The 20322-nt window shown below is 72.5% G+C and carries 19 protein-coding genes and 1 pseudogene; 11 read left to right on the forward strand and 9 right to left on the reverse strand.

What is annotated here, in order from left to right; all coding sequences use genetic code 11:
- Positions 1-83: 83 nt before the first annotated feature.
- The 6 genes from ACZ49B_RS06395 (at position 84) to ACZ49B_RS06420 (ending at position 5473) form a co-directional block, all read left to right on the forward strand.
- Complete coding sequence (locus ACZ49B_RS06395) at positions 84-1679, forward strand: M48 family metallopeptidase (protein ID WP_468300995.1); 1596 nt, start codon at positions 84-86, stop codon at positions 1677-1679.
- The gene (locus tag ACZ49B_RS06400; RefSeq protein WP_468300998.1) at positions 1679-2770 is read left to right on the forward strand and encodes a hypothetical protein; all 1092 of its coding nucleotides are present in this window, start codon (positions 1679-1681) and stop codon (positions 2768-2770) included. Before ACZ49B_RS06395 ends, ACZ49B_RS06400 begins: the two co-directional genes overlap by 1 nt.
- Positions 2771-2869: 99 nt before the next feature.
- Positions 2870-3538 (forward strand): peptide-methionine (S)-S-oxide reductase MsrA, encoded by a 669-nt coding sequence (gene msrA / locus ACZ49B_RS06405; RefSeq protein WP_468301000.1) that lies wholly within the window; start codon positions 2870-2872, stop codon positions 3536-3538.
- On the forward strand, positions 3535-4137 hold the full coding sequence (locus tag ACZ49B_RS06410; protein ID WP_468301003.1) for a DUF3885 domain-containing protein: 603 nt from the start codon (positions 3535-3537) through the stop codon (positions 4135-4137). Before msrA ends, ACZ49B_RS06410 begins: the two co-directional genes overlap by 4 nt.
- A 139-nt stretch (positions 4138-4276) precedes the next feature.
- Entirely contained in the window at positions 4277-5038 is a 762-nt protein-coding gene (locus ACZ49B_RS06415; protein WP_468301006.1) for an SDR family NAD(P)-dependent oxidoreductase, read from the forward strand.
- A gap of 57 nt (positions 5039-5095) precedes the next feature.
- Complete coding sequence (locus ACZ49B_RS06420) at positions 5096-5473, forward strand: MerR family transcriptional regulator (protein ID WP_468301009.1); 378 nt, start codon at positions 5096-5098, stop codon at positions 5471-5473.
- Here ACZ49B_RS06420 and ACZ49B_RS06425 read toward each other — a convergent pair.
- Positions 5440-6486: an NAD(P)-dependent alcohol dehydrogenase gene (locus ACZ49B_RS06425; protein ID WP_468301011.1), complete on the reverse strand. Its 1047-nt coding sequence runs from the start codon at positions 6484-6486 to the stop codon at positions 5440-5442. The two genes, ACZ49B_RS06420 and ACZ49B_RS06425, sit on opposite strands and share 34 nt — an antisense overlap.
- 167 nt (positions 6487-6653) lie before the next feature.
- Between ACZ49B_RS06425 and ACZ49B_RS06430 the strand changes: the two genes are divergently transcribed.
- Positions 6654-7559: a helix-turn-helix transcriptional regulator gene (locus tag ACZ49B_RS06430; protein WP_468301014.1), complete on the forward strand. Its 906-nt coding sequence runs from the start codon at positions 6654-6656 to the stop codon at positions 7557-7559.
- Here ACZ49B_RS06430 and ACZ49B_RS06435 read toward each other — a convergent pair.
- The 3 genes from ACZ49B_RS06435 to ACZ49B_RS06445 all read right to left on the reverse strand — a co-directional run bounded on the left by ACZ49B_RS06435 (position 7549) and on the right by ACZ49B_RS06445 (position 10398).
- Complete coding sequence (locus ACZ49B_RS06435) at positions 7549-8544, reverse strand: GNAT family N-acetyltransferase (RefSeq protein WP_468301017.1); 996 nt, start codon at positions 8542-8544, stop codon at positions 7549-7551. The genes ACZ49B_RS06430 and ACZ49B_RS06435 overlap by 11 nt on opposite strands.
- Before the next feature lie 129 nt (positions 8545-8673).
- Positions 8674-9945 (reverse strand): L,D-transpeptidase, encoded by a 1272-nt coding sequence (locus ACZ49B_RS06440; RefSeq protein WP_468301020.1) that lies wholly within the window; start codon positions 9943-9945, stop codon positions 8674-8676.
- A 147-nt stretch (positions 9946-10092) separates the two neighbouring features.
- On the reverse strand, positions 10093-10398 hold the full coding sequence (locus ACZ49B_RS06445) for a hypothetical protein (protein WP_468301023.1): 306 nt from the start codon (positions 10396-10398) through the stop codon (positions 10093-10095).
- A 146-nt stretch (positions 10399-10544) separates the two neighbouring features.
- On the opposite strand from ACZ49B_RS06445, the gene ACZ49B_RS06450 reads away from it, so the two are divergent.
- Entirely contained in the window at positions 10545-10919 is a 375-nt protein-coding gene (locus ACZ49B_RS06450) for a hypothetical protein (protein WP_468301025.1), read from the forward strand.
- A gap of 95 nt (positions 10920-11014) precedes the next feature.
- Here the strand turns inward: ACZ49B_RS06450 and hutH are convergent, their stop codons facing one another.
- The 5 genes from hutH to ACZ49B_RS06475 form a co-directional block, all read right to left on the reverse strand.
- Positions 11015-12556 carry a histidine ammonia-lyase gene (gene hutH / locus ACZ49B_RS06455; protein WP_468301556.1) on the reverse strand — a complete coding sequence of 514 codons (1542 nt, stop codon included), beginning with the start codon at positions 12554-12556 and terminating at the stop codon, positions 11015-11017.
- 107 nt (positions 12557-12663) lie between these two features.
- Positions 12664-13779, reverse strand: coding sequence for a GGDEF domain-containing protein (locus tag ACZ49B_RS06460; protein WP_468301028.1), 1116 nt, complete (start codon positions 13777-13779; stop codon positions 12664-12666).
- A 182-nt stretch (positions 13780-13961) separates the two neighbouring features.
- Complete coding sequence (locus ACZ49B_RS06465) at positions 13962-14744, reverse strand: enoyl-CoA hydratase/isomerase family protein (RefSeq protein ID WP_468301031.1); 783 nt, start codon at positions 14742-14744, stop codon at positions 13962-13964.
- A gap of 24 nt (positions 14745-14768) precedes the next feature.
- A complete protein-coding gene (locus tag ACZ49B_RS06470; protein ID WP_468301034.1) occupies positions 14769-15968 on the reverse strand; it encodes an adenylate/guanylate cyclase domain-containing protein in 1200 nt (399 codons plus the stop codon).
- Positions 15969-16097: 129 nt separating this feature from the next.
- Positions 16098-16949 carry a biotin--[acetyl-CoA-carboxylase] ligase gene (locus ACZ49B_RS06475; protein WP_468301037.1) on the reverse strand — a complete coding sequence of 284 codons (852 nt, stop codon included), beginning with the start codon at positions 16947-16949 and terminating at the stop codon, positions 16098-16100.
- Positions 16950-17072: 123 nt separating this feature from the next.
- Between ACZ49B_RS06475 and ACZ49B_RS06480 the strand changes: the two are divergent.
- From ACZ49B_RS06480 to ACZ49B_RS06490, 3 genes and pseudogenes are all read left to right on the forward strand, one after another.
- Positions 17073-18322: pseudogene (locus ACZ49B_RS06480) on the forward strand (RNA-guided endonuclease InsQ/TnpB family protein).
- A gap of 49 nt (positions 18323-18371) precedes the next feature.
- Positions 18372-19967 carry an acyl-CoA carboxylase subunit beta gene (locus tag ACZ49B_RS06485; RefSeq protein ID WP_468301040.1) on the forward strand — a complete coding sequence of 532 codons (1596 nt, stop codon included), beginning with the start codon at positions 18372-18374 and terminating at the stop codon, positions 19965-19967.
- Positions 19968-19989: 22 nt separating this feature from the next.
- Entirely contained in the window at positions 19990-20196 is a 207-nt protein-coding gene (locus ACZ49B_RS06490) for an acyl-CoA carboxylase epsilon subunit (protein WP_468301559.1), read from the forward strand.
- The last annotated feature ends 126 nt before the right edge of the window (positions 20197-20322 follow it).

A 20322-nucleotide genomic window follows, 5' to 3' on the forward strand; every position in this document is an offset into this window, starting at 1 on the left:
CGCCCGCCCGCGCGCACCCGCGTACACCCGCAGCATCTGCACATGCACCTGCACCACTTCATCCCGTGGGGGGATCCGTCCATATGGGCGCTTCACTGCGCGCGCTGCGCGCCCTCGTCCTGCTCGCAGGCTTCTACCTGCTCGGCTTCATCCTGCTCGGCGTCCTCGCCGCCGCCGACTGGGCCACCGTCACCTGGCTGCACGGCGGCATCGCCGTCAAGATCCTCATCGTCTCGGTGGTGCTCGCGGTCCCGATCGTGCGCGGCATGTTCATGCTCCGCACCCCCAAGGGCGACCCGAAGCCCGGCCTGCCCGTCACCGAGCAGCAGGAACCCGCCCTGTGGCAGACCGTCCGCGACATCGCGGAGCAGGTCGGCACCCGCGCCCCGGACGAGATCCTGCTGATCGACGAGGTCAACGCGGCCGTCAGCGAGGACGCCCGGCTGCTGGGCCTGATGTCCGGCACCCGTCGCCTCTACCTGGGCCTGCCCTTGATGACCGGCCTGGACGAGATGCAGCTGCGCGCCGTGCTCGCCCACGAGATGGGCCACTACGCCAACCTCGACACCCGCCTGACCCCGCTGATCGCCCGCGGCCGCGCCCAGCTGATCCGCACCATCGGGCACTTCCACGACCGCGCCGACACCAAGGTCGCCAAGGAACGGGCCCGGCAGGAGAAGGCGGCCGAGAAGCGGCTCGCCAAGGGCCAGAAGGCCAAGGACGTCGACACCACGGGCCAAGGCGCGATGTACCGGGCCATGGCGAAGATCTACACGGCGTACGCGCGCTTCTACATGCGCGCCACCCTCGCCGGCAGCCGCCGCCAGGAGCTCGCCGCCGACCTGGCCTCGGTCCGCGTCGCCGGACGCGACTCCGCCGCCTCGGCGCTGCGCGAGCTCAACGCCATCGGCCCGGCGCACGACTTCTACATGGACTCGTACGCCACCCTCGGTGTCGGCGCCGGCCTGCTGCCGCCCGCCGGCCAGGTCTTCGGCGGCCTGCGGCAGCTGCTCGACGCCCGCTCGGACGAGCTGGACGACCTGCGCCGCGAGCTGTCCACCGAGCCCACCTCCCCGTACGACTCGCACCCCGCGCTCGCCGAACGCGTCGCCCGCATCGAGGCCCTGCCCGACGACGGCCGCGGCGCCCAGGCGGCCCGCCCGGCGCTGGATCTGCTCGCCTCCCCGCAGGCCGCGCTGGCGGCGCTCGAGCAGGCCGTCCTGACCCCGGAGGCGCTCGCGCTCACCCGCCTGGACTGGGCGGACCTCGTCCACGAGAGCATGACCCGGTACGTCGGCCAGGGCGCGGAGGAGATCCGCGAGGCCGTTGCCGCCGAGGGCACCGCCCCGGAGCTGGCGGCCCTGCTGGACGCCGTCGACGCCGACCCGGCGCTGCGCTGGCGGATCGCCGACCGCTTCCCGAAGTCCGAGGAGGCCGCGGCCGCCACGGGCCGCGCCGCCCGCGAGTTCACCCGCCCCGTGCTGCGGCGCGCGCTGCAGCAGCTGGTCACCGCCGAGCTGACGGCCCGCGGCGCGGCCCGGTGGCAGCTGTCCTGGTCCGACTCGGCCGCCCTGCAGTACGCGTCCGAAGGCTTCGAGGAGCAGCTGGAGCTCGCCCTGGACGCGCTCGTCGCGGACCTGCCCGACACCGAACCCCTGCGAAAGCTGGTGCTTGTCTGATGATCGGCCTCATCATCCTCGGGATCCTGCTGATCAGCGGCGCGTACAAGCTGCTGCGCGCCCGCAAGGGCGGCGGCGTTGCCGGCGGGCGCCGCCCGGCGAGCCGTGCCGACGGCCAGGCGGCGGTCGCGCTGGGCTTCGTACCGGCCGACCAGCTGGACACCGACAACGGGTCCCCGCTCCTGCCGGCGGACACGGCCGCGCTGGACGCCGTACGGGCGGGCGACTGGCAGGCCGGCGCGGCCTGGGCGGACGCGGCCGGGCAGAACTGGGACGAGCGGATCCGGCGCGTACGGGAACTGGCCGAGCTGGCCGCCGAGGACGACGCCTGGCTGCTGGCCTGGCGGGCGGCGCAGCCGCAGGACCCGACGGCGGCGGCGGTGCACGCGGACGCGTCGGTGCTGGTGGCGTGGAACGTGCGCGGCTCGCTGAGCGCGAGCAACACGACGCAGGAGCAGTTCCGGAACTTCCACCGGCTGATCGCCGCCTCGCAGGAGGCGATGCACGAGGCCCAGCGGCTCGCCGACCCGGCGGATCCGGTCCCGTACATGCTGGAGCAGCCGGTCGCCATGGCACTGGGGTACTCCCACGAGCGGTACGGACAGCTGTGGGCGGAGATCGTCAAGCGCGGCCCGAAGGTGCTGGCGGCGCACACCGGCGCCCTGCAGTACTGGTGCCGCAAGTGGCGCGGCTCCCACGAGGAGGCGGAGGCGTTCGCGCAGCAGGCGGCGGCGTCGGGCGCTCCCGGTGAGCTGCTGTCGCTGCTGCCGCTGTACGCGTACCTGGAGTACGAGATGTCGGAGTCGGATGTCGACCCGGACGTCTACTACAAGCGGCCGGAGATCGTGGCGGCCACGGACGCGGCGCTCGCGGACGTGGCGGCGGCGGACCCGGCCGACCGGCGGGTGGCCCGGGTGCGGCACATGCTGGCCTGGAACCTGTACTGGCAGGACCGGTACGCGGAGGCCGTGGAGCAGTTCCGTGCCGTCGACGGGTACGTCGGGGCGACGCCGTGGACGTACTCGGCGGACGCCAGGGCGCGGTACGTGCAGGCGAGGGACTTCAGCGTGCGCCGCTCGGTGACGCAGTAGCGGAAGAAATGACGAAAGTCTGACGCGGCGGCCGGGGGCGGTCCGGGGGGAATCCCGGCCCGCCCCCGCCCGTTAAGGGAGAACCACTAGGAGGGAATCATGTTCTCGTACCGCCGCACGCCCGAGCTCCCCACCCGCGAGGAGGCCCTCCAGGGCCGCGCGACCCCCCAGTTCTCGCTCCCGGACCGGCACACGGTCCTCGGCAACCCGCTCGCGGGCCCCTACCCGGCGGGGCTCGACACGGCCGACTTCGGCCTGGGCTGCTTCTGGGGCGCGGAGCGCAAGTTCTGGCAGACCCCGGGGGTGTGGACCACGCTGGCCGGCTACCAGGGCGGCTTCACCGAGAACCCGACGTACGAGGAGGTGTGCTCGGGCCTGACCGGCCACACCGAGGTCGTCCGCGTGGTCTTCGACCCGACGCAGGTCTCGTACGGCACCCTCCTGAAGCTGTTCTGGGAGTCGCACGACCCCACCCAGGGCTTCCGCCAGGGCAACGACGTCGGCACCCAGTACCGCTCGGCGATCTACACCCACTCCGAGGCCCAGCAGGCCGAGGCCGAGGCCTCCCGCCCCGCGTACCAGCAGGTCCTGACGTCCTCGGGCTACGGCGACATCACGACGGCGGTCCTCCCGGCAGCGGCCCGCCCCTTCTGGCCGGCAGAGCCGCACCACCAGCAGTACCTGGACAAGAACCCCGGCGGCTACTGCGGCATAGGCGGCACGGGCGTCAGCTGCCCGATCGGCGTGGCGAAGGCGCCCGGAGCGTGAGCGCCCCACTCGTCGATCCCGCGCACGAGCGGCTGACCCGCCTCTGGCAGGGCGGGCGGCCGCCCGGCCCGCTGCTCCCGCACGAGCTGAAGACGGCGTACTCCGAGCGGTGGGTGCGCTTCCACAGCCTGCCCGGGTCGAAGCGCTACGCGGAGGACGAGGAGGAGTACGCGATCGTCCTCGACCGGTACAACGCGGTCCTCGACGAGCTGTTCGCGGGCGGCGAGGTGTACGTGGTGACCACCGCATGGTCCGACGCGGCGGACGGGACGGAACCGTCTCCGCAGCGCCGTGCCCTCCACCCGGAGGGCACGTTGTGGACCACGGTGGACGACACCGAGGACCCGGAGCCCGACTTCCACACCCGCTGGTACTTCTACGCCGACCGCCGCCGCTGGCAGCACGGCTGCCTCGACCGGCTGCTCCGCGCGGTGGCCGACGACGCGCTCGCCGGCGTGTTCGTGACGGACACCCACCTCACCCGCATCCACCACCCGTACGACGGCGGCGCGGACGTCATCCTCGCCACCCCCGAGGAGCGCAACCGCATCCGCGACGGGCATACCGCCTGGCTTTCCGCCCACCCCAGCGGGTACTGATCAGGGCTGGTCGTAGCAGTAGACGGTTGAGTCCGCCGCCGGACGGAGCGCAGCATCCACCGCTGCTCCCCCCGTTCGGCAGCGGCTGCAGGTCGGACGCTTGACCTTGTCGTTGGGGGGAGGGTTGTTCCCTCTCTCCATGGACATCAGCAGCAGGACCCCACAGCGGCTCATCCTCGTCACCGGCGGGGGCACCGGTATCGGGCGCGCCACCGCACGCGCCTTCGCCGACGGCGGCGACCGTGTGGTCGTCGTCGGTCGGCGCCCCGAGGCGCTCGCCGGGACGGCCGAGGGCCACCCGGGCATCCACCCGCTGGCCGTCGACCTGACCGCCCCCGGCGGGCCCGAGCGGATCGTCCGGGCCGTCCTGGCCGCCCACGGCCGCATCGACGTGCTCGTCAACAACGCCGGGATCGTACGCAGCGGCCCCCTCGGGAGCCTCACCGAGCCGGACCTGTCCGCGCAGCTGGCCACCAACCTGCTGGCCCCCGTGCTCCTCACCCAGGCCGCGCTCCCCGCCCTGGAGGCCGCCGCGGCCGGGGTCGTCGTGAACATCACCACCACCATCGGGCAGCGCGGCTGGCCCGGGAACTCCTTCTACGCCGCCACCAAGGCCGCTCTGGACACCCTGACCCGCAGCTGGGCCGTGGAGCTCGCCCCGCGCGGCGTCCGGGTCGCGGCAGTCGCGCCAGGGGCGGTGGACACCCCGATCGCCGCGCACCAGGGGCTGAGCCCCGAACGGGCCGCCGAGGTGCGAGCCTGGCAGGTGGCCCGGACCCCGATGGGGCGGGTGGGCCGGCCGGAGGAGGTCGCGTGGGCGGTCACCCGGCTCGCCGACCCGGCGGCGTCGTTCGTGACCGGCGTCGTGCTCCCGGTGGACGGCGGGGCGCTGTCGGCCTGACCCCGATGGCCCGACCCCGGCGGCCCGGCGGTGCCGCCCCTCGGCCACCATGGACGCATGCTGATCGGGGAACTCGCGGAGGCGACCGGGACCACCCCGCGCGCCCTGCGCCACTACGAGCAGGCCGGACTGATCTCCTCCGGGCGGAGTCCCAACGGCTACCGCGTCTACGACGCCGGAGCCGCCGTACGGGTCCGCAACATCCGGACCCTGCTGGACGCGGGGCTGACGCTGGACGACGTACGGGTCTTCCTGGACTGCTTGGACGGTGACGTGGCCGCCGGGCCGCCGTCCCCGAAGGGACTGGCGGTGGCCCGGGAGCGGCTCGCGGTCCTGGAGGCGCGGATCGCCGTGCAGACGGCCGCCCGGGACCGGCTCGCGGCCGCGCTGGAGCAGGCCCGTCAGATCGTCGAGGCGTCGATGACGAAGCGGTAGCGGACGTCGCTCGCCAGGACGCGCTCGTAGGCCTCGTTGATCTGCTCGGCGCGGATCAGTTCGATCTCGGAGCCCAGGCCGTGCTCGGCGCAGAAGTCCAGCATCTCCTGGGTCTCGGCGATGCCGCCGATCATCGAGCCGGCGAGGGTCTTGCGGCCGGTGATGACGGAGAACAGGTTCAGCTCGACCGGCTCCTCCGGGGCGCCGACGTTCACCAGCGCGCCGTCGACCTTCAGCAGGCCGAGGTACGCGTCGAGGCCGAGCGGCGCCGAGACGGTCGAGACGACCAGGTCGAAGCTGCCGGCCAGCTTCTCGAAGGTGGTCTCGTCGCTCGTGGCGTAGTAGTGCGAGGCGCCGAGCCGCAGGCCGTCCTCCTGCTTGCGCAGGGACTGGGAGAGGACGGTGACCTCCGCGCCGAGCGCGGCCGCGATCTTCACGCCCATGTGGCCGAGGCCGCCGAGACCGACGATCGCGACCTTCTTGCCCGGGCCCGCCTGCCAGTGCTTGAGCGGCGAGTAGAGGGTGATCCCGGCGCACAGCAGCGGGGCGGCGACGTCGAGGGCGAGGCCGTCGGGGATGCGGACGGTGTAGTTCTCGTCGACGACGACGTGCGTGGAGTAGCCGCCGTACGTCGGGTCGCCCTTCCTGTCACGGGCGTTGTACGTGCCGGTCATGCCCTGCGCGCAGTACTGCTCCTGCCCGCGCAGGCAGTACTCGCACTCACGGCAGGAGTCGACGAAGCAGCCGACGCCGACGTGGTCGCCGACCGCGAACTTCGTGACGCCCGGGCCGACTTCGGTGACGACGCCGGCGATCTCGTGGCCCGGGACCATCGGGTAGATGCCCTCGCCCCACCCGTCGCGGACCTGGTGGATGTCGGAGTGGCAGATGCCGGCGTACTTGATCTCGATGAGGACGTCGTGCTCGCCGACGGGGCGGCGCGGGACGGTGGTGCGCTCCAGCGGGGCCTTCGCGGCGGGAGCGGCGTAGGCGGCGACCTGGGTGACGGACATGGGTGAAGACTCCTCGAACACTGCTTCGGACGGTCTGCGTGCAACGAACGATCCCGGCTCGGGTCGTCGGCAACCACGCCCCTGTCCTGCCTAGGACTGGCGGTCCTACCCCTGGCGGGGTCAGGAACAGGACCGCGCCGCGCGGGACGCCCGGCGATACTGGCGTCATGGACCAGCTTGATCAGCGTGCCGAGCTCGGCGAGTTCCTCCGTTCCCGCCGTGCACGGCTGCGCCCCGAGGACGTGGGCCTGCCGGACTACGGGCGCCACCGCCGCGTGCCCGGGCTGCGCCGCGAGGAACTGGCGCAGCTGGCGGGCGTATCGGTGGCGTACTACACGCGGCTCGAGCAGGGGCACGGGCAGAACGTGTCGGCGGAGGTGCTGGACGCGATCGCCCGCGCCCTGCGCCTGGACGGCACGGAGACGGCCCACCTGAACCACCTGGCCAGCCCCCGGCCCCGCCGGCACCGCGGCAAGCAGCACCGGGCGCAGCACGTCCGCCCGGAGCTGCGGACGCTGCTGGACGCGATGGAGGGGGTGCCGGCGTACCTGGTGGGGCGGCGTCAGGACGTGATCGGCTGGAACCGGCTGGCGGCCGCGGTCTTCGGCGATTTCGGGGCGCTGCCGCCGCAGGAGCGGAACCTCGTACGGCAGGTGTTCCTGGACCCGGCGACGGCCGAGCTGTACGTGGAGTGGGAGTGCCGGGCCTGCGAGGTGGTGAGCAACCTGCGCATGTACGCGGGCCAGCACCCGGAGGACGAGCAGCTGTCCGCGCTGGTCGGGGAACTGTCGGTGAAGAACGAGGAGTTCCGGCGGCTGTGGGCGGCGCACACGGTGGCGGACAACAAGACGCACGGGGTGAAGCGGCTGCGGCACCCGCTGGTGGGTGAGCTAGACCTGGCCTTCGAGACGCTGGCGCTGCCGGACGATTCGGCGCAGTTCCTGGTGACCTTCCACGCCGTGCCGGGCTCGCCCTCGGCGGACGCGCTCCAGCTGCTGGCCTCCTGGTCGGCTCCGTCTGCCGCCCCTGCGGCCCCGTCCGCCGCTTCGTCCCCGGACGGGGCTACAGCTTGATCTGGAAGATGCCCGCCCCGCGTTCGCGGCGGTAGCCCAGGGCGGCGTTCACGGCGCGCATCGGGGTGTTCTCGTCGGCCACCGAGGTGGCGATCTCGCGGAGGGTGGGGAAGCGGGCCGCGGCCTCCGCCAGCATGCGGATCTTGACCGCGCGCCCGAGGCCGCGGCCGCGGTGGGCGGGGACGACCACCGTGTCGTACTGGAGGGCGCGCAGGGCGGCCGGGTCCGGGAGCACCAGGGACGTGTACGCGGCCACCTCGCCGGCGGGGGTCACCGCCGCGGCCATGAGCATCCGGCCGCCGCGGTCCAGGACCAGCCGCTGCACCGTGTGCACGCGCTCCGGGGTCCAGGTCGGGGTCTGCTCGTCCATGTCCCCGGTCGGCGCGTCCTCCATCGACCCGTGGGCGACGGCGGCCGCGGCCACCCACGCGTCCGGGACCAGGCCTTCCCAGCACAGCAGCTCGTAGCCGGCGGGGAGTTCGGGCTCCGTGGCCCCCGGCCCCGCCGCCACGTCCCGCGCGTCCCGCGCGTCCCGCACGTCCTGCACGTACCAGGCGAGCGGCAGCACGTTCTCGAAGCCCAGCGACTCGGCGAACGCCTGCCCCGCCCCGCCCAGGTCGGCCATCGTGGAGACGGAGGTGCGGCCCTCGGCCAGCAGTTCCTCGCGGACCCGGTGCCACAGGGCCGTGCCGATCCCCCGCCCCCGCGCGTCCGGACGTACCTGCAGCACGTCCAGCGAGGCGGTGTGCGCGTTGGCGGCGTCCGTGAACAGGAGCAGGCTCGCCACGCCCCCGTCCGCCGCGAAGTGCGCGAAGCGGCCGGTGGTCGGCGCCACGCGGAGCCGCCCCGCGATCTCCGTCCGGGTCGGTACGGGTACGCCGGGCAGGTCGGCGGCCTGTGCAGCGGTCAGGACGGCCGCCCAGGCGTCCACCTCGGCGTCGGTCGGCGGTACGGACAGCTGGGTGGGGGCAAGGTGCTGGGGCATGATCCGGACCTTAGCCCCTGAAACGGGCCTTTGACCCCTGGAAAAACGGCCGATGGCGGGGAGCCTCCGTCAGGGGCTCCCCGCCATCCGCGGGGTTCGATCGGGACCAGAGGTCCGCAGGTCAGGGGATCAGGAGGCCGCGCCGGCCTTCCAGTCCGCCCAGCTCATGTTCCAGCCGTTGAGGCCGTTTTCCGGCTTGATGGTCTTGTCCGGCGAGTTGACCACCGTGACCACGTCACCAATCAGCGAGTTGTCGTAGAACCAGGCTGCGGGCTGGTTGGGGTCGTTGGCACCCTGGGCGTCGTTCAGACCGACACAGCCGTGGCTCGTGTTCACGCTGCCGAAGATCGAGTCCGATCCCCAGTAGTTGCCGTGGATGAACGTGCCGGACTGGGACAGCCGCATCGCGTGCGGAACGTCCTTGATGTCGTACTCGCCCTTGCCCTCGCTGTTCTTGAAGCCGACGGTCGAGCCGTCCATCCGGGTCTCCTTGAACTTCTCGGAGATCACCATCTGGCCGTTGTACGTCGGGTTCTCCGGGGAGCCCGCCGAGATCGGGATGGTCTTGAGGACCGCGCCGTCCCGGGTGACGGTCATCTTCTTCGTCTTCGCGTCGACCGTGGAGACCTGGCTGCGGCCGATCTTGAAGGTGGCGGTCCGGTTCTGCACGCCCTGGACGCCGGGGGCGCCCTGCACCCCGTCCAGCGCCAGCTTCAGCGTGACGGTGGAGCCGGCCTGCCAGTACTGCTCGGGGCGGAAGTCCAGGCGCTGCGGGCTGAACCAGTGCCCGACGACCTCCTGGCCGCTGCTGGAGGTGACGGAGATGGCCGCCTGGACGGCCTTCTGGTCCTTGATCGCCTTGTTGAACGTGATCGAGACCGGCATGCCCACGCCGACGGTCTGGCCGTCGTCCGGTATGAACGAGCCGACGAAGCTGTTCTCCGGGGAGATGGTGGTGAAGGAGGCGTTCTCGTGCGCTTCCTTGCCGGAGGCGTCCTTGGCGGTCGCCGACAGGGCGTACTTCGTGGAGCGCTTCAGCGCGGCGTCCGGCTTCCAGCTCTTGCCGTCGGCGGCTATCTTGCCGGGCACGGCCGCGCCCTCGGAGGTCTTCAGCTCGACCGCCGTGAGGGTCCCGTCACTGACGGCGACGGCGGTCGCGTCGTTGAGGCCGACGTTGGTCGCGCCGTCCTTGGGCGTGATCGTCATCTTGGCCTTGGAGGCGTCCTTGGCCGCGGCCGCGTCCACGTCCGACTGGGACTTGCTGCTCGCGTCCCCGCCGCCCTTGGGCTTGTCGTCGCCACCGCCGCACGCCGAGAGCACCAGCACGCCACCGAGTACGGCGGATATGGCCACGAGGGACCTTCTCCGCCGCTTCTTGTCCGTCCTCACACGCCACTCCATCGTTGCCTGAACCCCCGAGCTTCCCCCGGCTGCCGCCGGGTGGTGCCCCGATCAAGGCAGGGAGACACGCCCCCTGCCTCGCACCAGTCAACGCGTTGGAGGCCCGGATCGGTTCCACATTCCGTTTGAATGTGGGCAACCACACGGTCAGGCGTTGTCGGTCGTCTCTTCGTCGAAGTCCCCATCTTCCTCGCCCAGGTCCCACTCCATGGACTCGGGGTCGTATTCGACGGGCTCGCTGCTCCAGGAGGCCTGCGCCAGCTCCACGCCGGGGATGTCCGCGACCAGGTCAGTGGGGTCGACGAGGTACGCGAGGGCCTCCGACTCGTCCTCCCGTACGGCCGACTCGGCGTGGCCGCGCTCCTCGTCCGGCATGAACTCGTCGGCGTCGATGTGCTCGAGTGCGGCTCCGGTGAGCGCCTCGGGGTCGGGCACCTCCAGTACCAAATCCACCCGAAGCCGTACGTATCGTGATGTGTCAGAAGGGTTCATACGACGGAGACTAAGCCCGAGGAAGCCCCGACTTTCCCACGACCCGCCCTTGTCCGTAGCATCACCGCACACGGCCAATTCGCTGCTTCCGCAAGGGGGATCGCCCCGTGTCCGCACGTCGACCGCTGCTCACCGCTCTCGGAGCGACCACCCTTCTCGCCGCCCTCTGGTTCGTGCCCTCGGCCAACGCCACCGCACCGGGGTCCGCGGCGCCCGGTTCCACGGCGTCCGATTCCGGTTCCGCCGCGCCGGAGTCCGCGAACGCGCCCGGATCAGTGTCCGGGTCCGTGTCCGGGCCCGGATCGGTGACGACCCTCGAGGCCGATCCCGCGGGCGCCTCCCCGCAGAGCGCCGGCAAGATCCCCCTCGGGCTCGCCGACACCGGCGGGATCGACACCACCCCGTACCTGCTGGGCGGCACGCTCTGCCTGGGCCTCGGGGCCGGGTTCGTCACCTTCTCCGTACGCCGCTCGCGCGGGTAGGCCCGTACGAGCAGACACCGAAGGACACCGAAGACACCGAAGGGCCGGCCCCGGGAGACGATTCCCGGGGCCGGCCCTTCGCGGCAGCGATACGGCTAGGCGAGCGGACCCGTCACCGGCTCCACCGCGGCCACGAGGCCGCCCGTACGGACGAACGCGTCGGCGGCCGCCAGGTCGGGGGCGAGGAAACGATCCGGCCCGGGACCCTCCACGCCCGCCGCCCGAGCAGCCGCGATGGCCGCCAGGCTGGCCGGGGCCGCGGTGAGCCCGTGACGCAGCTCGATGGCGCGGGTGGCCGCGTACAGCTCGATCGCGATGATCCGCGTCAGGTTGTCGATGGCGGTACGGAGCTTGCGCGCGGCCGACCAGCCCATCGAGACGTGGTCCTCCTGCATGGCGGAGGACGGGATCGAGTCGGCGGAGGCCGGCACGGCCAGCCGCTTCATCTCGCTGACCAGGGCGGCCTGCGTGTACTGGGCGATCATCAGACCGGAGTCGACACCGGCGTCGTCCGCCAGGAACGGCGGCAGGCCGTGCGAGCGGTTCTTGTCGAGCAGCCGGTCGGTGCGGCGCTCGGCGATGGAGCCGAGGTCGGCCGCCGCGATGGCCAGGAAGTCCAGGACGTACGCGACCGGGGCGCCGTGGAAGTTGCCGTTGGACTCCACGCGCCCGTCGGGCAGCACCACCGGGTTGTCGACGGCGGAGGCCAGCTCGCGCGAGGCGACCAGGGCGGCGTGCGCCATGGTGTCGCGGCCGGCGCCGGCGACCTGCGGGGCGCAGCGCACCGAGTACGCGTCCTGCACGCGCGGGGCGGACTCCTCCTGGAAGTGCCCGGTGAGCCCGGAGCCCTTCAGCACGGCGGCCATGTTGGCGGCGGAGGCGCCCTGGCCCGGGTGCGGGCGGATGGCGTGCAGCTCGGGCGCCAGCACCTTCTCGGTGCCGAGCAGCGCCTCGAGGGTCAGCGCGGCGGTGATGTCGGCGGACTTGTACAGCTTGTCGAGGTCGGCGAGGGCCATGACCAGCATGCCGAGCATGCCGTCGGTGCCGTTGAGGAGGGCGAGGCCCTCCTTCTCCTTCAGCACGACCGGCTCGATCCCGGCCGCGGCGAGCAGCTCGCCCGCGGGGCGCACGACCCCGTCAGGACCCTCGGCGTCGCCTTCGCCCATCAGGGTGAGCGCGCAGTGCGAGAGCGGCGCGAGGTCGCCGGAGCAGCCGAGCGAGCCGTACTCGTGGACGACGGGCGTGATGCCGGCGTTGAGCACGTCGGCCATCGTCTGCGCGACGGACGGCCGGACGCCCGTGTGCCCGGAGGCGACGGTCTTCAGGCGCAGGAACATCAGGGCGCGCACGACCTCCCGCTCGACGCGCGGGCCCATGCCGGCGGCGTGCGAGCGGACGATGTTGCGCTGGAGCTGGGCGCGCAGCTCGGGGCTGATGTGCCGGGAGGCGAGGGCCCCGAAGCCGGTGGACACCCCGTAGACGGGTTCGGGCTTGGCGGCGAGGGCGTCGACGATCTCGCGGGCGCGGGCGAGGGCGTCGAGCGCCTCGCCGGACAGCTCGATCCGCGCGTTGCCGCGGGCGACGGCGATGACGTCCTCGGCGGTGGTCCCGGAGGTCCCCACCACGACAGTGTGCATATCCATATTCAGCAGCCTACGGACTGAATCGCTTCATGTCACTAGCAAGTTTCACGAGGGACCCTTACGCCTCCGCCACAAGGCCTACGCCCGGCCTGCCCCCGGCCCTACGCCCGGCCGCGGAAGCGGCGGCGCTCTCCGGGCGCCTCCTGCTGGGCGGCATCCGCCAGCCGGACGACGGCGGTGTCCCGGCCTGCGACGACGGGCTTCGGCGAGCGGGCGGCCTTGGCCTTGTACTGGGCGGCGTCGGCAAGCCGGAACAGCCGGCGGGAGGACTTCACGAGCCCGATCGGGTCCCCGGTGGACGCGACCCCGCAGGCGACACCCTCCCCGAGCTCCAGCTCGGCGGCGCGCAGGCACAGCTCCTCGGTCACCCTGACCACCTCGTCGGCGGGGGGCCCGACGCTCACCAGGCAGAACTCGTCGCCGCCGAGGCGGGCGGCGAGGGCGCCCGGCAGCATGGCCCCGCAGAGGCTGAGCACGGAACCGAACCGCTCCAGCAGCCGGTCGCCCATGGCGTGCCCGAGGGTGTCGTTGACCTTCTTGAGCCCGTTCAGGTCGCACACCACCAGGCTGACCACGGCGGCGCTGCGCCGGTGCTCCTCCAGGGCCTCGTCGAGCCGCATGTCCACGGCGCGGCGGTTGGCCAGGCCGGTCAGCGGATCGGTGTAGGCGAGGCGGCGGGCCTCTTCGAGCCGCTCGTTCTGCGCGAGCCCGGCCGCGACGACGGCGGCCAGGACGGTCGCGAACTCCGCGTCGTCCTCGTCGAAGTCGGGCAGGCCGTCGTCGCGGGCGACGTACAGCTCGCCCCAGGCGCGCCCGCTGAGGACGATGGGCGCGACGACGCAGGTGCCGCGGCCGCGGCGGCGCAGGGCCTCGCCGCGCCTGCCGGGCCGCCCGCCGCCGGCCCCTTCCACCCAGGCGTGCGGCCCCCCGCCCCCGACCCACCGCTCGTGCAGGAACTCGGTGATCTCGGGAAAGTCGTGGACGGGGTACGACTCGTCCTCGGGGAACGTCTCCTCCCCGGCCCGCAGCTCCCCCTCGTTCACGAGGACCCGCAGCCGGCCCCGCTCGCGCTCCCACGCGGAGATCGCCGCGAACGAGCCGTCCATCGCGAGGCGGGCCCCGCGGGCGGCTGCCCGGACACTGTCCCGCGGCGCGCACGCGGCGGCCATGGCCTGCGCCAGGCCCACGACGGCTCGCAGCCGCCCGTCGACTCCCATCACCCCAGGTTAGGGAGTTTCGTCCGATCTCGTGCTGCTCGATGCAGCATCGGAGCGCGGGGCAGGACCACAGGGAGAAGCCGCCCGACCTGCCGGAACACACCCCCGCGCATAAAATCGAAGCGGACATCCGGACCCGGGGCCACGAACGCCCCGTGCAGGACCGCCGCCGAGTGGCCCCGTCAGACGCCCGGCCACTGCGGCTTGCGCTTTTCGTTGAACGCCGCCACACCCTCCGCGCGGTCTCCCGAGAAGGCCACCGTCCGCCAGGCCGCGTCCTCGATCTCCAGGCCGGCCGTCAGGTCCATACCGTGACCCAGGCGCAGGGCCCGCTTCGCCGCCCGCAGGCCGACCGGGGAGTTCGCAGCCATGCGGGCCGCGAGGGCGAGCGCTTCGGCCCGGTCCGTGCCCGCCGGGACCACCGAGTCGACCAGGCCCAGCGACAGCGCCTCCGCCGCCTCCACCCGCCGCGCCGTGAAGATCAGTTCCGCCGCCCGCGCCGCACCCACGCGCCGCGGCAGCAGCTGCGTGCCGCCGCCGCCCGGGATCACGCCCACGGAGACCTCCGGCAGGCCGACCACCGCCGTCTCGTCCGCCACGATCACGTCGCACGCCAGCGCCAGCTCGAAGCCGCCGCCCAGCGCGAAGCCGTGCACCGCCGCGATCGTCGGCATCGGCAGCTCCAGCACGCCCCCGTACGCGCCCCGCGTGGTCGGCCGCTGCTGCACCAGCTCGGCGTCCGACAGGGAATTGCGCTCCTTGAGGTCGGCCCCGACGCAGAACGCCCGCTCGGCGGTCGACGCGAGCACGACCACCCGTACCGACGCGTCCGCCGCGAGCGCCGCACAGGCGTCGCCGATGGCCCGCGCCATGTCCGTCGAGACGGCGTTCATCGCCTTCGGCCGGTCCAGGACCAGCTCCGCGACCCCGTCCTCATGCCGGCGCACAGCCACGAACTCAGACACAGAGACCCTCCCGGTTAACGAACGTTACCCGGGGATCTTAGGCTTCCGCCGCGTCAGCGACCAGGGCTCCACGACCCCGAGCCCGCGCACCGGGCGCTGCCACATCGGCTGGAGCGCGAAGCGGTACGCCCCGCCGCCCTCCTCGGCCTCGGCCTCCTTCTCCGAAACCGGCGCCGCGCCCGTCCGGCCCAGCTCCTCCGCCATCGCGCCGTCGACCAGCACCGCGTCCTTCGGCGCTATCGACGTCAGCCGCGAGGCCAGGTTCACGGTGGTCCCGAAGACGTCGCCCATCCGGGTCGTCACCGTCCCGAACGCTATGCCGACGCGCAGCTCCGGCATCTGGGCATCGGCTTCCATCGTCTCGATCAGCCGCAGCGCGATCTCCGCCGCGGTCGCCGCGTCGTCGGCGGCGTACAGCACCTCGTCGCCGAGCGTCTTGATCAGCCGGCCGCCGTGCGCGGCCACCAGGTCCGCGGAGGTCGTCTCGAAGGACTCGACGAGCTCACCGAGCTCCTCCTCCTCCAGCCGCCGCGTCAGCCGGGTGAAGCCCACCAGGTCCGCGAAGCCCACCGCGAGCCGCCGGTCGACCATCTCCTCGTCGTCTGCCACCTGCACGACCCGGCCGGTGGCCGCAGCCAGCTGGCGGCGCCACACGTAGACGAGGAACTCCTCGAGCTCCGGCAGCAGCAGCTCGACCAGCGGGTACGTGACCTCCGTACGGGTCATTCCCGGCTCCGGCGGCTCCGTCAGCCCCTCCAGGAAGGAATCGATCTGCCATTCCGCCAGCCGGGCGGTGGTCTGCCCGGTGGACCGCGCGACCTGCACGGCCATCGGCTCGCTCAGCAGCCCGGCCTCGACGAGGCCGGCGAGCCGGCGCAGCGCCAGTACGTCCGCCTCCGTCAGGGCCTTGGCCTGGCCGATGTCCGCGAAGCCCATGGCCCGCCAGAAGCGGGAGGCGAGCTCCATCGAGACGCCGGCGCTGCGGGCCGCCTGGAAGGGGGTGTAGCGGCGCTCCGCGCCCAGGATCAGCTGCTCCAGCCGGATGGCGAGCGGGTCCGCCGTCGGCTGTGCGGTGTGGTCCACCTCGTGGTGGGGAGTGTGCTGGTCGCGCCCGATGGGCGTGCCCGGACTGGTGGCCCCCGAGCCGGTGGACCCCGAGCCGGTGTGCCCCGAGCCGCCGGGCCGGGGGGCGGACGCGCTGGACGTAGAGTCGTCGACGGTCAAGGGCCGCCTCCTGTCCATTCCGTGCGCACTGCCCTGCCGAACCGGGTGATCGCCGGGAGGACCGGGATCGCCTAAACCATACGGCAGGTGTGCCGTAGCTCACTCCCCACTCCCGCAGCTGCGGCCGGGCTACCGCACCGACCGCAGATGCACCACGTCCCCGGCCCCCACGGTCTCGTGCCGGTCCTCGGCGGTCCGGACGACGAGCCGCCCGTCCGCGTCCACCGCTTCCGCCGTCCCGGTGAGCGTGCGGCCGCCGGGCAGGTCCGCCCGTACGTGCCGGCCGAGCGTGACGCAGTCCGCCGCGTACGCCTCCTGGAGGCCGCTGGCGGCCGGGTCCCCGCCCGCCGCCCGCCACTCCCCGTACCAGTGCTCCAGGGACCGCAGTACGGCCTTCAGCAGGGGCTCCCGGTCCGTCACGGCGGCCTTGGCGAGGATCAGCGACCCGGCTTCCGGTACGGGCAGCTCGTCCTCGGTGAGGGTGACGTTGAGCCCGATGCCGAGGACGACCCCGTCGCTCACGCGCTCGGCGAGGATGCCGCCGGTCTTGCGCTCCTCCCCCTCCACGGTGATCAGCAGGTCGTTGGGCCATTTGAGGGCCGTGTCCACGCCTGCGGCCCGGGACACCCCGGTCGCGGCGGCCACCCCGGCCAGCAGGGTCAGCCACCCCCACCGCTCCTGCGGTACGGAGTCGCCCGGCTTGAGCAGGACGGAGAAGAACAGCCCGGACCGGGCCGGCGCGACCCAGCTCCGGTCGAGCCGCCCGCGCCCGGCGGTCTGCTCCTCGGCGACGAGCACGGCCCCCTCGGGCAGCTGCCCGGCCCGGGCCGCGAGATCGGTGTTGGTGGACCCGGTGGCGGCGACCACCTCGACCGAGGACCACAGCCCTCCGTCCCCGACGAGGGCCCGCTCCAGCGCGGCGGCGTTCAGCGGCGGCCGGTCGAGGCTCGACCAGCGGCCTGTGGAAGCGTCTGACGGCATCGAGATTCCCCTTGCGTGGAAGCCCCGGCCTTCAGGCCGGGGAGGAAACACACCATGAGGCCGGAGCCACGGAGCGGCGGTGTGTCGCCACGTGACGCTTTGACCCGGGCTTGTGTTCGGATCATGACTGTCCCTAGCTTCCGGACCGTGGGGAGTTCACCGGTGAAGCGGGCATTCAAGTTCCGCGTTTACCCTACCGATGCGCAGGCCGCGGAGCTGTCCCGGACGTTCGGGTGCGTGCGAAAGGTCTACAACCTTGCACTCGCCGCCCGCACCGAGGCCTGGAAGCTCCGGCAGCCGGTGAACTACGCACAGACCTCCGCGATGCTCACGGAGTGGAAGCGGACACGGGAGCTGGCCTTCCTGGCCGACGTGTCCTGCGTCCCCCTTCAGCAGGCCCTCCGGCATCTTCAGAGCGCCTTCGCAGCGTTCTGGGGAAAGCGGGCGAAGCACCCGCGGTTCAAGTCGAAGCGGAAGTCCCGGGCCTCGGCCGAGTACACCCGCTCGGCGTTCCGCTACCGGGACGGACTGCTCACGCTCGCCAAAGTGCCCGGCCCGCTGCACGTCGTCTGGTCTCGGCCGCTGCCTGAGAACGCCGAGCCGACGACGATCACCGTTTCGCGCGATCCAGCCGGGCGCTGGTTCGTCTCCGTGCTCTGCGAGGACATCCCTGCCCCGATGCCGCCTTCGACACGAGCCGTGGGCATCGACGTCGGCCTGACGTCGCTGGTGACCCTGTCGACCGGCGAGAAGATCCCCAACCCGAAGCACGAGCGCAGGGACCGGGACCGGCTGGCCCGCGCGCAGCGATCCATGTCACGGAAGGAGAAGGGCAGCGGCAACCGGGCCAAGGCCCGGATCCGCATCGGAAGGATCCACGCCCGGATCGCGTCCTCAACATGCTGAAGAACCGCGGGCTGGCCCGGGCCGTCACCGACGCGGCGTGGAGTGAGCTGCGGCGGATGCTGGGGTACAAGGCTGACTGGTACGGGCGTGAGCTGATCGTCGCGGACCGCTGGTTCCCCGGTTCGAAGCGGTGCTCGACCTGCGGAGCCACAGCCGACACGATGCCCCTGAATGTCCGCACCTGGACGTGCGAGCGCTGCGGAAGCACCCATGACAGGGACGGCAACGCGGCAGTCAACCTTCTGACCGCCGGGCTGGCGGTGTCTGCCTGTGGAGCGGATGGAAGACCGCGCCGGGGTCATCCCGGCGCGGCAGTCCGTGATGAAGCAGGAAGGCCCGCCCGCGAGGGCGGTAATCCGCCCCCTAGGGAAGACGGCGAGGCCAAGCAAGCCACATCAGGTGTGTCAAACGCCGCACTGCCGAGCGCCATGCCCGCCGATACGCTACGCACCAGTAGCCAGCAGTAGTCAATCAATTGACCAGGCAGTTGACACCACACAGGGAGCCGCGACCCCGATGTCACAACCCTCAGAGCCGATCGACATGCACACGACCGCGGGCAAGATCGCGGACCTGCAGCGCCGCATCGACGAAGCCACTCACGCCGGGTCAGCGCGCGCGGTGGAGAAGCAGCACGCCAAGGGGAAGCTGACGGCACGTGAGCGGGTCGCCCTGCTGCTGGACGAGGGGTCCTTCGTCGAGCTCGACGAGTTCGCCCGGCACCGGTCGACCAACTTCGGGCTGGAGAAGACCCGCCCCTACGGCGACGGCGTCGTCACCGGCTACGGCACGGTGGACGGCCGCCCGGTGGCCGTGTTCTCGCAGGACTTCACCGTCTTCGGCGGGGCCCTCGGCGAGGTCTACGGCCAGAAGATCATGAAGGTCATGGACTTCGCGCTGAAGACCGGCTGCCCGCTCGTCGGCATCAACGACTCCGGCGGCGCCCGCATCCAGGAGGGCGTCAGCGCGCTCGGCATGTACGGCGAGATCTTCCGCCGGAACGTGCACGCCTCGGGCGTCATTCCGCAGATCAGCCTGATCGTGGGCCCCTGCGCCGGCGGCGCCGTGTACTCCCCCGCCATCACCGACTTCACCGTGATGGTCGACCAGACCTCGCACATGTTCATCACCGGCCCGGACGTCATCAAGACGGTCACCGGCGAGGACGTGGGCTTCGAGGAGCTGGGCGGCGCCCGCACCCACAACTCCACCTCGGGCGTGGCCCACCACATGGCCGGGGACGAGAAGGACGCCATCGAGTACGTCAAGAACCTGCTGGCGTACCTGCCGTCGAACAACCTCTCCGAGCCGCCCGCCTTCCCGGAGGATGCGGACACCGAGGTCAACGAGGCCGACCGCGAGCTCGACGTCCTGATCCCGGACAGCGCGAACCAGCCGTACGACATGCACACCGTGATCGAGCACGTGCTCGACGACGCGGAGTTCCTGGAGACCCAGTCGCTCTTCGCGCCGAACATCCTCACCGGCTTCGGCCGGGTCGAGGGGCACCCGGTGGGCATCGTCGCCAACCAGCCGATGCAGTTCGCCGGCTGCCTGGACATCAACGCCTCCGAGAAGGCCGCCCGCTTCGTACGGACGTGCGACGCCTTCAACATCCCGGTGCTGACGTTCGTGGACGTGCCGGGCTTCCTGCCGGGCACGGACCAGGAGTACAACGGAATCATCCGGCGCGGCGCGAAGCTGATCTACGCGTACGCCGAGGCCACCGTCCCCCTGATCACCGTCATCACCCGCAAGGCGTTCGGCGGCGCGTACGACGTCATGGGCTCCAAGCACCTCGGCGCGGACCTGAACCTGGCCTGGCCGACGGCCCAGATCGCCGTCATGGGCGCGCAGGGCGCGGTCAACATCCTGCACCGCCGCGCCATCGCCGAGGCGGAGGAGGCGGGCAACGCCGAGGAGACCCGGGCGCGGCTCATCAGCGAGTACGAGGACGCGCTGCTGAACCCGTACACGGCCGCCGAGCGCGGGTACATCGACGCGGTGACCATGCCGTCCGAGACGCGGGCCCACGTGGTCAAGGGGCTGCGCCAGCTGCGCACCAAGCGCGAGTCCCTGCCCCCGAAGAAGCACGGCAACATCCCCCTCTAGGACGCTAGGAGGCAGTCCTGTGGTGATCAAGGTCGTCAAGGGGAATCCGACGCCCGAGGAGCTGGCCGCCGCACTGGCGGTGGTCCAAGCGCGCGCGGCGGTGCTGGCTTCGGCACCGTCGGGCGCGCCGCGGGTGGCGGACGAATGGTCGGCGCCGGCCCGGGTGGCGCGGCGGACGCTGCCGCAGCCGGGGCCGCGCGCGTGGGGCCGTACGTACTGGCCCGGTTAGGCCGCCTTCCGGTGGTGAAGATGGCGTGAACGGACCGTGGGGGGGGGGGGGGGGGGGGGGGGGGGGGGGGGGGGGGCGGGGGGCGGGGGGGGGGGGGCGGGCGGGCGCGGGCGCAAGGAGAAAGGG

It is taken from the genome of Streptomyces sp. NPDC031132 (assembly GCF_055570595.1).